The sequence below is a fragment of the Actinosynnema sp. NPDC059797 genome, assembly GCF_042732085.1.
Taxonomy (GTDB): domain Bacteria; phylum Actinomycetota; class Actinomycetes; order Mycobacteriales; family Pseudonocardiaceae; genus Actinosynnema.
Map to the genome: position 1 here is coordinate 14,282 of NZ_JBHWIE010000077.1, position 14,003 is coordinate 28,284.

Sequence of the window (14,003 nt, forward strand, 5' to 3'; positions counted from 1 at the left end):
GAACCAAAGCCGTTAGGGAACCTACCACTAGACTCGCCCGGGTGGCACTCGCACTGGAGTTCGCGAGCACGGTCCGGCACGACGGGCACGGCGGGCTCGTCGACGACCTGGCCACCCCGCAGGGGTTCGCCGCGTGGGCCGGGGTCGAGCCGGACGAGCGGCTGCGGCAACGCGTGGTCGAGCTGCGCTGGGCCGCCCGCACCCTCTACGCCCACGCCGCCCACGCCGGCGAACGGCTCGACGCGCCGCACCTGATGGACCTCGACCGCGCGCTCGCGGTGGTCAACGAGAACGCCGCGCGCGTGCCCCGCACGCCGCGGCTGGAGTGGGGCGACCCGCCCCGGGTCGCCTACCGCGACTCGGCGGGCGGTGACGACCGGCTGCTGGCCGACTTGGCGACCGCGGTGATCGAGTTCCTGGGCGGACCGGAGCGCGAGCGGCTGCGGGCGTGCCCGGCGCCCCGGTGCATCAGGTACTTCGTCAAGGAGCACCCGCGCCAGGAGTGGTGCAAGCCCTCGTGCGGCAACCGCGCCCGGGTCAGCAGGCACTACCACCGGGCCCGCGACTAGCCCCGCGAAGTCCCGTTCGGCGAGCACCGGGCCGCCCCGGTGCCGCGGTTCCGGCCGCCCTCGGCGGCCGGCGGGGGATCGGATGCAACGAACGGGGTCGCTCCCGCATTAGGGGTGCGGAATCGAGGTCGGGTCGACGATCGGGAGTGGCCGGTGGAATTTGCCGAGTACGTGGCGAGGCAGCGTCCCGCGCTGATGCGGTTCGCCACGGTCCTGACCTGCCGGACGTGGCTGGCCGAGGACCTCGTGAGCGACGTGTTGGGCCGGGCGTTCGAGCGCTGGGAACGGATCTCGGGGATGGCCGAGCCGAACGCCTACGTGCGGCGGATGCTCGTCAACGAGTACCTGTCCTGGCGCCGGAGGCTGACCCGCACGTCCCCGCGCGCCGAGGTCGAGCCGGCGGTGACCTCCGACGGCGCGGACGAGCGGGCCGAGCGGGACGCGATGATCCGCCGCCTCGCCCGCCTGCCCAGGAAGCAGCGCGCGGCCGTGGTCCTGCGCTACTACGCGGGCCTGTCCGACCGGGAGATCGCCACGCAGCTGGGGTGCCGGGAACCGACCGTCCGCAGCCAGATCCACCGGGCGCTCAACGCCCTGCGCATCGACCTCGCCGCCGGCGCCCCGAACCTCCAGGAGACCTCATGAGCGACCTGCGCACCCTCCACGACGCCTTCGCCGAGCTGGAGCGGCGAGCCGACGCCGCGGCCGCGGGCACGGCCCCGGTCGTGCGACCGCGCCGGACCGCGCGACTGGTACCCGTCGCGGCCACCGTCGTCGCGGTGGCGGGCCTGGTCGCGGGTGCGGTGTGGCTGGCGCCGGGCGACCCCGGCACGGACGTCGCCGGCACGCCAACCACCTCCTCGTCGACCGCGCCCACGACGCGCGAACCCGTCCCCACCTCGCCGGACGACCTGCTCGCCCGGTTCAGGGCGGCGCTCGGTGACACCGCGACGGTCGAGGTGACCCAAGAGTTCACCGTGCCACCCCCGTCCTCGAAGAACCCCGCGCCACCCGAGACGGGATCGGTCGGGACACCGCGGCTGGCCGAACCGGACACCTCCACCGGCACGAGCGTCGGCGCGATCGTCGGCGGGACCCTGACCTCCGCGGGCGTCACCGGGAGCTTCGCGCTGACGACCTACCCGACCGATTCCGGGCCCGAGGAGTGGTGCCGCCTCTCCTTCACGGAGGACTGCCACGTCAGCACGCTGCCCGACGGCTCCCGGCTGGCGACCGGGACCGCGCGGATGGCCCCCGGCGCGGTGTCCTACCTGGCGTGCCTCAAGCGGCCCGACGGGACGGTGATCGTCCTGAACGTCGGCAACCAGGAGGACCCCCGGGGCGCCGCGATCAACACGCCGGGCGGCGAGTTCTACGGGCCGCAGCCCCCGCTGACCCTCGACCGGATGAAGGAGGTCGTCACCTCCGACGAGTGGTGACGGGGTCGCGCCGGGCGGCGGTCACGCCGTGATCACCGGGAGCGCCGCGGCTCACCCCTGCGAGATGTAGGCGGTGAGCTGGTCGTGGTCGGTCTGGAGCTGGTCCATGCGGCTCTTCACCACGTCGCCGATGCTGACGATGCCGACCAGCTCGCCGCCGTCGAGCACCGGCACGTGCCGGATGCGCCGCTCGGTCATCAGCACGCTGAGGCTGTCCACCGAGTCGCGCGGCGAGCAGGTGAGCACCTCGCTGGTCATGATCTCCGACACCGGGGCGTCGAGCAGGTCGCGGCCGCGCTCGTGCAGCCGGCGCACCACGTCGCGCTCGGACACGATCCCGGCCATGCCGCCCGGCCCGACCACGACCATCGCGCCCACGTTGTGCTCGGCCAGCGCGGCGAGGAGGTCCGCCACCGAATCCGCGGTCCGGACCGTCGCCACGGCCGAACCCTTGCCCCGCAACACGTCCGCGATCCTCATGGTGCGCCTCCCGATCTCCGCCCGGACCCGGTCCCGCTACCGGGCCCAGGCTAGTTCCCCGGCCCGCGGATCGGGAGGTCACGCCCCCGATGGGAGCACCGGGGGGTGCGATCGGGTTACCGCCGCCACCGCGCCGGGCCCCGCGGGTCGTCACCCGCGTGGAGCAGCCAGCACCCCGCCCAGCAGGAGCCCGCACAGCAGGAGCCCGCACAGCAGGAGCCCGCACAGCAGGAGCCCGCCCCGCCCCGACGACCGCGGGCGCCGGGTCGGGTCGGCGGCGCGCCACCGTCCACAGCGGACCGGACGACGGCCCTCCTCCAGCGGGGCACGGGAAGGACGGTCACCTCGCGGGCGCTCGTGAACGCGCCCGCGAGGTGACCGATCCGGGTGGAGCGGGGTGCGTCAGCCCGCCTTGCGGCGGAAGACGCGGCGGCCGCCGAAGTTGTTCTGGTTCGGCTTGCCGGACGTCTGGTGCACCGCGCCGGTCTTCTGCGCGTGCCCGCGGCGCTCCCGGCGGTTCGGGACGACGCTCGGCTGGTCCTCGCGTTCGGCCGCGTCGTCCTGCGGGAGCTCTTCGTTGGTCATCGGTCTACCTCCTGAGGTGAGCGGGATCGCCGGTCAGCGACGCCGCATGGCGTACTGGCGCGGGGTGACGACGAGCCGGCCGCCGCCGAAGCGCGGCTGGGCGGCGCCCGCCTGGCGCTTGCCGCGGCGCGCGGCGCGGTTGGTCGGCAGGTCGTCGTTCGGTGGTTCGCTTCGCATGGTGGGCATGCGTCGCCTCCTCGAAGAAGTCGAGGCGTGCAAGAAGGCCGCGACCCGGGAAAAGGGAGAACGGGGTCGCTCGAAGAGCCGCTAGGGCCACCAGGGAAGGGCGCGGCGCGGCCCGGGGCCTGCGCGGCGCTGGAGGAAGAAGTCCTCAGAGGTAGATCTGGAAGAACATGGATCAGACAGTAGCGCGGAACCCCCTCCGTGCCAACCTGGTTTATCCGGCTCACTCGCGGATGTCGACGACCTCGCCGTCGATGACCTCGCCGTCGATGACCTCGCCGTCGATGACCGAGCCGTCGACGACCGCCGGCGCGTCCTCCTGCTCGGTGAAGAAGCGGGACGCGAAGGCGCCGACCGCCCGCGTGGTGACCGCGTCGAACGTCCCGCCGATCACGCCGCCCACCAGCGGCACGCCCTTGGCCAGGGTCACCGTCGCCTTGGTCGTGCCGTACTTGGCCAGCAGCGTGAACCCGATCCGCTTGTTGATCTCCCGGATCAGCTGCTCCGGGATCTTCTTGATCAGGTTCATGGTCAGCTTCGTGCCCGCCTTGATGCCCGCCTTCTTCAGCACCTCGGTGCCCGCGTTGCCGAGCAGGCAGACCAGGATCGCGGTCTGGACGTCCTCGCTCTCCAGGTCGTGCCCGTGCAGCGCCGCGATTGACGCGATCAGGTGAGTTTGGACCAGGTAGGCCGCGGTCAGGTTCGCGGGCAGCGTGACGGGCAGCGTGATCAAGCCGCCGACGTTCGTCGCGAACCCCTGCACGCCCGCCGCCGCGACGTGCGTCCTGATCAAGTGCTTGACTGCTTCTTCCCTGGTCAGACCCTTCTCCAGGGTCTCGACCGCCATCTGCTCGGCGCCCTTGAACGGTCCGAAGCCGTTGATGCCCACCCGGAGGAGGTGGTCGACGGCGTTCTGCTGCACCCTGCTGATCGCACCCGGTTCCTCCGCCATGCCCCCGAGGTTACGCGGCGCGCCAGCGGGTAAACGTGGCCAATGGACATGTCTTCGTTGGGAGAGCTGGTCAGGGAACGCGGTCCGTTCGCGTCGGTCTACCTGGACGCCTCGCACGACACCGAGGACGCGGCCAAGGCGATGGAGCTGCGCTGGCGCGGTGTGCGCGAGGAGCTGGCCCGACAGGGCGCGGACGACGCGACGCTGGACGCGCTGGAGGGGCCCGCGCTGACGCCGGTCGTCGGCAAGGCCGGGCGGGCGCTGATCGCGGCGCACGGGAAGGTGCTGCTGGACCGGGTGCTGCCGCGACCGCCGGCCCGGGTCACCGCCCGCTGGTCGACGCTGCCGCACGTGCTGCCGCTGGCCGGCTCGCTGGGGCCGACCGTGCCGCACGTGGTCGTGCTGGCCGACAAGGTCGGCGCCGACGTCCACGGCTACGCCGGGCAGACCGGCGGCCAGGGCGAGGTGGCGGCCGAGGAGGTTCGGGGCGAGGAGCACCCGCTGCACAAGGTGCGCGGCGGCGGCTGGTCGCACCTGCGCATGCAGCACTCGGTCGAGGAGAACGCCAAGCGCAACGCGGCCCAGGTCGCCGAGGCCGTCGACCGGCTGGTCGGCAAGCTGAACGCCAAGCTGCTCATCCTGGGCGGCGAGGTGCAGGCGCGGTCCGCGGTGTGCGAGGAGCTGACCCAGCGGTGCCGCGAGGTGCTGGTCGAGGTCGAGGGCGCGAGCCTGGCCGACGGGGCGGACGACGGTGCGTTCGACAGCGCCGTGCAGTCGCTGGTGGCCCAGTACCAGTACAACGAGGCGCACGAGGTGGTGGAGCGGTTCACCGCCGAGTACCACCGCGACGGCGGCCTGGCGGTGCAGGGGCTGGAGCCCGTGGTGGAGGCGCTGCGCGAGGCCAACGTGGCCGCGCTGCTGGTCGCCGACCCGGCGCTGGGCGACCGCACCGTGTGGTCGGGCGACCACCCCGCGCAGGTGGCGCTGCGCGAGTCCGAGCTGAGCGGCCTGGGCATCGAGCACGTCGAGCGGCACCGCGCGGACGAGGTGCTGCCCAACGCCGCCGCGGCGACCGGCGCGCAGGTCCTGATCGCCGACGGCACGGACCTGTACGAGGGCGTGGGCGCGCTCCTGCGGCACACCTGACCGGGCAGCCCCTCGCCCAGGGCGAATAACTCACGAACGGGTGAACCCAAAAAAGGAAAAGGGGGAGCGCCACGCAGGCGCTCCCCCTTTTCCGCGGGCTCAGGTCGCGTTCACCAGGACGACGTTCTCCGCGTCGTGGTCCTCGCGGTCGACGACCTTCTTGCTGCGCCGGTTGCGCTTCTCCAACCAGGTCGCCAGCCAGGTCAGCAGCAGGCACATCGCGATGTACATCGCGCCGGCCACGATGGTCATCGGCACCAGCGGGCGGCCGAACTGGCCCTGGGTGCCGAGGTACTTCACGTAGTTCAGCAGCTCCTCGTAGTTGATGATGAACCCGAGGGCGGTGTCCTTCAGCAGCACCACGAGCTGGCTGATGATCGTCGGCAGCATGGCGCGCAGCGCCTGCGGCAGCAGCACCAGCACCATGACCTGGGTCTTGCGCATGCCCAGCGCGTACGCCGCCTCGGCCTGGCCGCGCGGCAGCGACGCCACGCCGGCCCGGAACACCTCGGCCAGCACCGAGCCGTTGTAGAGCGTCAGGCCGATCACGACCGCCATGAACTGCGTCATCCCGAAGCCGGCCGACCCCAGGCCGAAGTACAGGAGGAAGATCATGATCAGCAGCGGGATGGCCCGGAACACCTCGGTGATCACCAGGGCGGGCACCCGCAGCACCGCGTGGTCGGAGAGCCGGCCGGCCGCCAGCAGCGCGCCCAGCAGCACCGCGGCGAGCGCGGCCACCGCGAACGCCTTGAGCGTGTTGCCCAGCCGCTCCAGCAGCTCGATCTGGACCTGCTGGTACTGGATCCACTCCCACATGCGCGGCTCGAACTGGCCGCTGTCGTAGAAGCGGTACAGCACGAAGCCGACCAGCGCGAGCAGCGCGGCCACCCCGAGGACGGCGAACAGCCGGTAGCGCATCCGGGCCTTCGGTCCGGGGACGTCGAACAGGACCGAGCTCATCGGGCCACGCTCCAGCGCTTCTCGAGGGCGCGTTGCACCATGGTCAACGGGAACACCAGGACGACGAAGAAGAAGGCCACCCAGGACAGGCCGATGAGCATGTCGGCGCCGTCCTCGGACAGCACGTACGCGATCGAGCCCGCGTCCGCGACCGAGAAGCCGGCCGCCACGGTGGTGTTCTTCAGCAGCGCGATCAGCGTGCTGACCAGCGGCGGCACCACCGAGCGCAGCGCCTGCGGCAGGACCACGTCACCCAGCGTCTGCCCGAACGTCAGCCCCAGCGCGCGGGCCGCCTCGGCCTGCCCGACCGGCACCGTGTTGATGCCGGAGCGGACGACCTCGCAGATGAACGCCGAGGTGTAGAGGGTCAGCGCCACCACCGCGCCCTTGAACGGGTCCAGCTGCACGATCCGCAGCAGCGGGTAGGCGAAGGCGAAGAAGAAGAACACCAGGGTCAGCGGTGTGTTGCGCAGCAGCGTCACGTACGAGGCGCCGGCCGCCCGGAACACCGGGACCGGGCTGACCCTCAGCATCGCCAGGAGCGTGCCCAGCACCAGCGACCCGATCGCCGAGAACAGGAACAGCTGGATCGTCGTGCCGAACGTTTTCAGGAACAGGTCGGAGTAGTTGGTAAGGACGCTCATCGGGGTTCCTCGCCGGTGGACTTCATGGGGGTGGCCGGTGACCCACCCTGCGTGCGCGGGTCACCGGCCACCGTTGGTGCGGCTCAGTAGCGGTCGATCACCGGCTTCTGGGCGGGCGAACCCGACTTGCCCAGCGTGGCCTCGTAGATCTTGTCCCAGTCGCCACCGGAGATGGCCTCTTCGAGGATGTCGTTCACCTTGTCGCGCAGCGGCTTGTCGTCCTTGGGCAGGCCGATGCCGTACGGCTCCGCGGAGAAGGTCTTGCCGACGACCTTGAACTTGTCCGGCTCCTCGGCGGCGTAGCCCTTGAGGATCGCGTCGTCGGTGGTCACGGCGTCGATCGAGCCGTCGGCCAGCTTGCTGACGCACTGCGAGTAGTTCTGGAACTCGGTGATGTTCTCCGGCTCCGTGTAGCCGCCCTCCTTGATCCGCTTGATCGGCGTGGAGCCGGTCACGGAGCAGACCTTCTTGCCCTTGAGGGTCTCGGGGCCGGTGATGGAGGAGTCCTCCTTGCGGACCAGCAGGTCCTGGCCGGCGGTGAAGTACGGGCCGGCGAAGCCGATCTTCTGCTTGCGGTCGTCGTTGATCGTGTAGGTGCCGACGTAGTAGTCGATGTCACCGTTGATGATCGCCTGCTCGCGACCGGCCGAGGCGATCGCCTTGTACTCGATCTTGCTCTCCTCGAAGCCGAGCTTCGCGGCCACGAGGCGGGCGATGTCGATGTCGAACCCGCTGTACTTGCCGGTGGTGGCGTCCTTGTGGCCGAGGAACGGCTGGTCTTCCTTGACGCCGATGACGACCTTGCCGCGGCTCTTCATCCGCTCGAACGTGGTCGAACCGTCGACCGTCACGTCCTGCGCGGCCTGCTGAGAGGGGGCCGAGCCCGCGTCCGTGGGGCTACCCTCCTTGCCGCACGCGGTCAGGGCGAGGCCGCCGGCCAGCAGCGCTACCGCAAGGGTGCGAACCCTCATCGTCTTTCTCCTGCTCTTCTTCGGGTCGTGCGGCGCCAGGCTCAGCGCCGCGGTCGGGGGACTTCAGTGGGTCAGGATCTTGCCAAGGAAGTCCTTCGCGCGGTTCGACTTCGGCGCGGAGAAGAAGGTCTCCGGCGTCGAGTCCTCGACGACCTCACCGTCGGCCATGAAGATCACGCGGTCGGCGGCCTTGCGGGCGAAGCCCATCTCGTGGGTCACCACGAGCATGGTCATGCCCTCCTTGGCCAGCGTGGTCATCACGTCCAGCACCTCCTGGACCATCTCCGGGTCCAGGGCGGAGGTGGGCTCGTCGAACAGCATCACCTTGGGCCGCATCGCCAGGGCGCGGGCGATCGCCGCGCGCTGCTGCTGGCCGCCCGAGAGCTGGGCCGGGAACTTCTCCGCCTGGTTCGCGATGCCGACCCGCTCCAGCAGCTCCATGGCCTCCTTGCGGGCCTGGGCCGCCGCCACCTTGCGGACCTTCACCGGCGCGAGCACCACGTTGTCGACGATGCTCTTGTGGGCGAACAGGTTGAACGACTGGAAGACCATGCCCACGTCGGCGCGCAGCCTGGCCAGGTCCTTGCCCTCGGCGGGCAGCGGCTGGCCGTCGACCTCGATGGTGCCGGAGTTGATCGGCTCCAGGCGGTTGATGGTGCGGCACAGCGTGGACTTGCCGGAGCCCGACGGGCCCAGCACCACGACGACCTGCCCCTTCGGCACCTCCAGGTCGACGCCCTTGAGGACGTGCAGGGGTCCGAAGAACTTGTCCACGCCCACCATCCGGATCATCGGCGGAGCAGGAGTGGCGGCGGTCATCAGTCCTCCAGTTGGGGGTTCCTGAGCGATGGCGGAAACCTAGGTGTGAAGCACCACACCAGTCCAGGCGGTTGAGCAAGACTTAGGGTCTCAACTCTGTCACAGGCCGGCGACACTTATCGGGAGGCACCACGGTGCGCGTGCTGTTGGTCGAGGACGACGACCGGGTGGCGGAAGCGCTGGTACCGGCGTTGACCCGGCGCGGGTTCACCGTGGACCGCCAGGCGACCGGTCGGGGAACCCTCGACCGGCTCACCGGCGTCGACGTCGTGCTGCTGGACCTGGGCCTGCCCGACGTGGACGGCGTCACCCTGTGCCGGCACATCCGGGCGGCCAGCGACGTCGCCATCATCGTCGTGTCGGCGCGCGGCGAGATCGACGACCGCATCCTGGGCCTGCACGCCGGCGCGGACGACTACCTGGTCAAGCCCTACGACGTGGGCGAACTGGTGGCCCGGGTGCACGCGGTGCGGCGGCGGCGCGGCGACCCGGTCGGCGCGGGCGGCACCGGCACCCAGGTGTTCGAGGTGGCCGACGTGCGGGTGGACCTGGGCCGGCACGAGGTCACCGTGGCGGGTGAACCCGTCACGCTCTCGCGCAAGGAGTTCCAGGTGTTGGCGCTGGTCGTGGCCGCGGGTGGCGCGGTGTGCACGCGGGAGCGCATCCTGGCCGAGGTGTGGGGACGCACCTGGGCGGGCGCCAACCGGACGCTGGACGTGCACGTGGCGACGTTGCGCACCAAGCTCGGGCGTCCGGCGTTGTTGGAGACGGTGCGCGGGGTCGGGTACCGGTTGAGCGGGGGCTGAGTGCGGTCGCGGCTGCTGGGGATCGTGGTGACGCTGGTCGTGCTCGTGCTGCTGGGCATGGGCGTGCCGCTGGGGCGCGGCATCGCGCAGGCGGAGCAGCAGGAGATGTTCCTGGACCGGCTGACCGACACCACGCGGTTCGCGTCCGTGGCGCAGCGGCCGTTCATCGACGACCAGCCCGAGGTGCTGCTGGGCGAGCTGCTGCGCTACCAGGAGCTGTACGGCATCCGGGTGGCGCTGCTGGACCGGGACGGGCGGGTGGTGACGCAGTCCGGGCCGGTGGACCTGGCCCCGCCCGAGGTCGCGGACCTGGTCAACGGCGCGCTGGCCGGGCGGCAGCCCACCTCGCCCGAGCTGATCATGCCGTGGGACTCGACCGAGCTGGTGCTGGCCGAGCCGGTGCTGGAGGCGGGCGAGGTGCGCGGGGCGGTGGTGACGTTCTCGCCGACCTGGAAGACCCGCGCCGAGGTGCTGGCCTGGTGGGGCGTGCTGCTCGCGGCCAGCCTGTTGGTGCTGGTCGCGGCCGTGTTCGCGGCGTTGCCGCTGGTCAGGTGGACCCTGCGGCCGGTGCGCAGGCTCGACGACGCGACCGGCTCGCTGCTGGCGGCGGTGGTGTCCGGGCAGCCGGTGGAGCCGGTGGGCTCCTCGTCCGGGCCGCCGGAGCTGCGGCAGCTCTCGCGGTCGTTCGACCAGATGGCGGCCAGCGTCAGCGACGTGCTGGCCGCGCAGCGCGCGTTCGTCGCCGACGCTTCCCACCAGCTCCGCAACCCGCTGACCGCGTTGAAGCTGCGCCTGTCGAACCTGGAGGGCCACGTGGTCGGCGAGGGCGTCCCGCACCAGGTCGCGGCGCTGGACGAGGCCAACCGGCTCAACCGGGTCCTGGACGAGCTGCTGTCCATGGCGCGGGCGGGCGCGTCGTCGGTGGACCCGGTGCCGGTGGACGTGGACCGGGTGGTGGCGGGGCGGCTGACGGCGTGGCAGCCGGCCGCGGCGGCGCGCGAGGTGCACCTGGTGCTCGACGGCGAGCCGGGCGGCACCGCGCTGGCGCCGCCCAGGGGCGTGGAGACGATCCTGGACGCGCTGCTGGACAACGCGCTGAAGTTCACCTCCGACGGCACGCTGGTGCACGTCGACGTGCGGCGGCGCGACGGCGTGGTGCGGCTGTCGGTGCGCGACGAGGGGCCGGGGCTGGAGCCCGAGGAGCTGGAGCGGGCCACCGACCGGTTCTGGCGCAGCCCGGCGCACCAGAACGTGCAGGGCTCCGGGCTGGGGCTGGCGCTGGTGCGGCAGGTCGTGGAGCGCGTGGGCGGCACGGTGCGGCTGGAGTCGCCGGAGGGCGAGGGGCTCACCGTGGTGGTCGAGTTCCCCGCCGTCGAGCCGAAGGCGTGATCAGACCTTCACGTCCCGGTAATAGCGCATGGCGCCCGGGTGCAGCGGGATCGGCGTGGTCTCGATCGCCGAGCGGACCTCGATCGACCTGGCCACCGGGCTCGCCGAGACCAGCGCGGACTGGGCCCGGAACAGGCCCCTGAGCAGGGCTTCCACCACGTCGTCCGGCACCGTGTCGTTGACCAGCAGGAAGTTGCGCACGACGAGGGTGACGACCGGTCCGCCGTCGAGCCGGTAGGCCGAGGCGGGCAGCGTGGCCGAGCCGTACACCGGGAAGTCGCGGCGCAGGTCGGGCAGCACGTCACCCAGGTCGAGCATCCGCAGCTCGACCGTGGTGGCGAGGTCGGTCACGGCGTCGGTCGGCACGCCGCCGGACCAGAAGAACGCGTCCAGCGTGCCGGCGCGGATGGCGTCGACGCTCTGCGACAGGCTGAGGTACTGGACCTGGAGGCTGCCCACCATCTCCGCGGAGCGGAGCAGCCGCTGCGCGATCACCCGCACGCCCGAGTCCGGCGCGCCCAGGCTCACCCGCAGGCCCGCCAGCTCGGAGACCTTGGTCACCGGCAGGTCGGCCCGCACCAGCAGCTGGAGGTAGTCGTCGTGCATCCGGGCCAGCGCGAACACCCGGTGCCCGGCGTCGCCCTGCTCCAGCTCGGCCGCGTCGGCCGCCGAGAACCCCACCTGGGCCTCGTCGGCGCGCAGCAGCCGGAGGTTGTCCACCGACCCGGAGGTCTGCGCCACCTCGGGCCGCGGCACGCCGGGGTCCCTGGTCCACGCGTCGGCCAGGGCCGTGCTCAGCTTGTGGTAGACCCCGCCCTCGTTGCCCGCGGCGATGGCCAGCCGGACGTGCCCGAAGTCGTCCCCGCACCCGGTCAGCGCCGTGACGGCCAGGGCCAAGACGACCCCGACCGCGCGCAACCGCCGCAGCGCTACCGACACCCGCGCATCGTCGCACGTCCACGCTCTACCCTGGGAGTCGACGGAAGGACTAGGTGCAGTGACCCGCAGTTACCAGATCCGCACGTTCGGTTGTCAGATGAACGTGCACGACTCCGAGCGCCTGGCCGGCCTGCTGGAGGACGCGGGTTACGCACCCGCCGAGGGCGACGCCACGCCGGACGTGGTCGTCTTCAACACCTGCGCGGTCCGGGAGAACGCCGACAACAAGCTGTACGGCACGCTCGGCCACCTCGCGCCCGCCAAGTCCGCGAACCCGGACATGCAGATCGCGGTCGGCGGCTGCCTGGCGCAGAAGGACCAGGGCGAGATCGTCAAGCGCGCGCCGTGGGTGGACGTGGTGTTCGGCACGCACAACATCGGCTCGCTGCCGGTCCTGCTGGAGCGCGCCCGCCACAACCGCGAGGCCCAGGTCGAGATCCTCGACGCGCTGGAGACCTTCCCGTCGACGCTGCCCGCGCGCCGCGACTCGGCCTACTCGGGCTGGGTGTCGATCTCCGTGGGCTGCAACAACACGTGCACCTTCTGCATCGTGCCGTCGCTGCGCGGCAAGGAGCGCGACCGCAGGCCCGGCGAGGTGCTGGCGGAGGTCCAGGCGCTGGTCGACGAGGGCGTGCTGGAGGTCACCCTGCTCGGCCAGAACGTCAACTCCTACGGCGTGGAGTTCGGCGACCGGTACGCGTTCGGCAAGCTGCTGCGCGCCACCGGCGCGGTCGAGGGGCTGGAGAGGGTCCGGTTCACCTCGCCGCACCCGAAGGACTTCACCTCCGACGTGATCGCGGCGATGGCCGAGACGCCCGCCGTGTGCCACCAGCTGCACATGCCGCTCCAGTCGGGCTCGGACCGCGTGCTCAAGGAGATGCGCCGGTCGTACCGGACCGCGAAGTACCTGTCCATCCTGGACGAGGTGCGCGAGGCCATGCCGGACGCGGCCATCACCACCGACATCATCGTCGGCTTCCCCGGTGAGACCGAGGAGGACTTCCAGGCCACTTTGGACGTCGTCCGGCGGGCCCGCTTCTCCTCCGCGTTCACGTTCCAGTACTCCAAGCGCCCCGGCACGCCGGCCGCCGACCTGCCGGACCAGCTCCCCAAGCACGTCGTGCAGGAGCGCTACGACCGCCTGGTGACCCTGGTCAACGAGATCGCCCACGAGGAGAACCGCGAGCAGGTCGGCCGGCGGGTCGAGCTGCTGGTCGCCGCCGGCGAGGGCCGCAAGGACACCGAGACCAACCGGATGACCGGCCGCGCCCGCGACGGCCGCCTGGTCCACTTCACCCCGGGCGACGCCCGCGTCCGCCCCGGCGACGTGGTCGAGACGGTCGTCACCTACGGCGCACCGCACAACCTGATCGCCGACGGCCCGCTCCTGTCCCACCGGCGCACCAAGGCGGGCGACCGCTCCGAGGCGGGCCTGAAGCCGAAGACCCCCGGCGTGACCCTGGGCCTGCCGTCCTTCGGCAAGCCCGCGCCCCTCCCGGCGGCCGTGGGCGGGTGTGCGACCCCGTGAGCAACGAGCACGACGACCTCGCCGACCTGCGCGCCGAGATCGACGACGTGGGCCGCACCGCCGCCAAGCGCTTCGACCCGGGCGCGGGCGCCCTGACCATCGCCATCGCCGCCCTGGCGATCCTGGTCTCCCTGGTCCTCCCCTGGACCGACGGCCGCCAGGGCTTCTCGGTCCTCTTCGCGGACGCCCAGGCCCTCCCGAAGATCTTCTCCTGGGCGGCGGTCACCACCGGCGTCCTCCTGCCGGCCGTCACCCTGGTCGCCCGCCGCTGGACCCTGGCCTGGGTGTGCGCCCTGACCTCGTTCGCCGCGAGCGTGGCGGGCGTCCTCTCCATCTGGACCACCCAGACCACCACCGGCCACCACCCGGGCCCGGGCCCGGGCTTCGGCCTGATCCTGGCCGTCCTGGCAGTGGTCACCCTCTTGATCAAGTGGCTGAAAATAGCCGCCTCCCGCCCCCCTCTCCCCTAACCCCACCCACCCCACCCACCCCGCGCGTGTCCTCCACTCCGACACCGCGAGTCCTCCACTCCGACACCGCGAGTCGTACGTTCGGAACGCGCGAGTCGTACGCCCAAGACCACCGTGTCG

At 71.8% G+C, this 14,003-nt stretch carries 17 protein-coding genes; 8 read left to right on the plus strand and 9 right to left on the minus strand.

Annotation, left to right across the window (positions count from 1 at the left end; all coding sequences use genetic code 11):
- The first annotated feature begins 41 nt into the window (after nt 1-41).
- The 3 genes from ACFV4N_RS19630 to ACFV4N_RS19640 all read left to right on the plus strand — a co-directional run bounded on the left by ACFV4N_RS19630 (nt 42) and on the right by ACFV4N_RS19640 (nt 2,008).
- A complete protein-coding gene (locus tag ACFV4N_RS19630; protein ID WP_499673981.1) occupies nt 42-569 on the plus strand; it encodes a CGNR zinc finger domain-containing protein in 528 nt (175 codons plus the stop codon).
- A 153-nt stretch (nt 570-722) separates the two neighbouring features.
- Nucleotides 723-1,214 (plus strand): SigE family RNA polymerase sigma factor, encoded by a 492-nt coding sequence (locus ACFV4N_RS19635; RefSeq protein WP_499673982.1) that lies wholly within the window; start codon nt 723-725, stop codon nt 1,212-1,214.
- A complete protein-coding gene (locus ACFV4N_RS19640; protein ID WP_499673983.1) occupies nt 1,211-2,008 on the plus strand; it encodes a hypothetical protein in 798 nt (265 codons plus the stop codon). Before ACFV4N_RS19635 ends, ACFV4N_RS19640 begins: the two co-directional genes overlap by 4 nt.
- 51 nt (nt 2,009-2,059) lie before the next feature.
- On the opposite strand, the gene ACFV4N_RS19645 is transcribed toward ACFV4N_RS19640, so the two are convergent.
- The 4 genes from ACFV4N_RS19645 to ACFV4N_RS19660 all read right to left on the minus strand — a co-directional run bounded on the left by ACFV4N_RS19645 (nt 2,060) and on the right by ACFV4N_RS19660 (nt 4,208).
- A complete protein-coding gene (locus tag ACFV4N_RS19645; protein WP_499673984.1) occupies nt 2,060-2,488 on the minus strand; it encodes a CBS domain-containing protein in 429 nt (142 codons plus the stop codon).
- A gap of 402 nt (nt 2,489-2,890) precedes the next feature.
- Entirely contained in the window at nt 2,891-3,073 is a 183-nt protein-coding gene (locus ACFV4N_RS19650; RefSeq protein ID WP_499673985.1) for a hypothetical protein, read from the minus strand.
- A gap of 33 nt (nt 3,074-3,106) precedes the next feature.
- On the minus strand, nt 3,107-3,259 hold the full coding sequence (locus ACFV4N_RS19655; protein WP_499673986.1) for a hypothetical protein: 153 nt from the start codon (nt 3,257-3,259) through the stop codon (nt 3,107-3,109).
- 220 nt (nt 3,260-3,479) lie between these two features.
- Nucleotides 3,480-4,208, minus strand: a complete 729-nt coding sequence (locus tag ACFV4N_RS19660; protein WP_499673987.1) for an EcsC family protein — start codon at nt 4,206-4,208, stop codon at nt 3,480-3,482.
- A 48-nt stretch (nt 4,209-4,256) separates the two neighbouring features.
- Between ACFV4N_RS19660 and ACFV4N_RS19665 the strand changes: the two genes are divergently transcribed.
- A complete protein-coding gene (locus ACFV4N_RS19665) occupies nt 4,257-5,354 on the plus strand; it encodes an Rv2629 family ribosome hibernation factor (RefSeq protein ID WP_499673988.1) in 1,098 nt (365 codons plus the stop codon).
- 99 nt (nt 5,355-5,453) lie between these two features.
- On the opposite strand, the gene ACFV4N_RS19670 is transcribed toward ACFV4N_RS19665, so the two are convergent.
- From ACFV4N_RS19670 to ACFV4N_RS19685, 4 genes are all read right to left on the minus strand, one after another.
- The gene (locus ACFV4N_RS19670) at nt 5,454-6,317 is read right to left on the minus strand and encodes an amino acid ABC transporter permease (protein ID WP_499673989.1); all 864 of its coding nucleotides are present in this window, start codon (nt 6,315-6,317) and stop codon (nt 5,454-5,456) included.
- On the minus strand, nt 6,314-6,961 hold the full coding sequence (locus ACFV4N_RS19675; protein ID WP_499673990.1) for an amino acid ABC transporter permease: 648 nt from the start codon (nt 6,959-6,961) through the stop codon (nt 6,314-6,316). Before ACFV4N_RS19675 ends, ACFV4N_RS19670 begins: the two co-directional genes overlap by 4 nt.
- Before the next feature lie 83 nt (nt 6,962-7,044).
- On the minus strand, nt 7,045-7,932 hold the full coding sequence (locus ACFV4N_RS19680) for a glutamate ABC transporter substrate-binding protein (protein WP_499673991.1): 888 nt from the start codon (nt 7,930-7,932) through the stop codon (nt 7,045-7,047).
- A gap of 63 nt (nt 7,933-7,995) precedes the next feature.
- A complete protein-coding gene (locus ACFV4N_RS19685) occupies nt 7,996-8,724 on the minus strand; it encodes an amino acid ABC transporter ATP-binding protein (RefSeq protein ID WP_499673997.1) in 729 nt (242 codons plus the stop codon).
- Nucleotides 8,725-8,885: 161 nt separating this feature from the next.
- Between ACFV4N_RS19685 and ACFV4N_RS19690 the strand changes: the two genes are divergently transcribed.
- Together ACFV4N_RS19690 and ACFV4N_RS19695 are read left to right on the plus strand one after the other, a co-directional pair.
- Nucleotides 8,886-9,557: a response regulator transcription factor gene (locus ACFV4N_RS19690; protein ID WP_499673992.1), complete on the plus strand. Its 672-nt coding sequence runs from the start codon at nt 8,886-8,888 to the stop codon at nt 9,555-9,557.
- A complete protein-coding gene (locus ACFV4N_RS19695) occupies nt 9,558-10,946 on the plus strand; it encodes a sensor histidine kinase (RefSeq protein ID WP_499673993.1) in 1,389 nt (462 codons plus the stop codon).
- On the opposite strand, the gene ACFV4N_RS19700 is transcribed toward ACFV4N_RS19695, so the two are convergent.
- Entirely contained in the window at nt 10,947-11,885 is a 939-nt protein-coding gene (locus tag ACFV4N_RS19700) for a TAXI family TRAP transporter solute-binding subunit (RefSeq protein WP_499673994.1), read from the minus strand.
- Between the two features lie 58 nt (nt 11,886-11,943).
- Here ACFV4N_RS19700 and miaB point away from each other — a divergent pair, with 58 nt between their 5' ends.
- Both miaB and ACFV4N_RS19710 read left to right on the plus strand, forming a co-directional pair.
- Complete coding sequence (gene miaB / locus ACFV4N_RS19705) at nt 11,944-13,413, plus strand: tRNA (N6-isopentenyl adenosine(37)-C2)-methylthiotransferase MiaB (RefSeq protein WP_499673995.1); 1,470 nt, start codon at nt 11,944-11,946, stop codon at nt 13,411-13,413.
- Nucleotides 13,410-13,883, plus strand: a complete 474-nt coding sequence (locus ACFV4N_RS19710; RefSeq protein WP_499673996.1) for an Rv2732c family membrane protein — start codon at nt 13,410-13,412, stop codon at nt 13,881-13,883. Before miaB ends, ACFV4N_RS19710 begins: the two co-directional genes overlap by 4 nt.
- Nucleotides 13,884-14,003 lie beyond the last annotated feature (120 nt).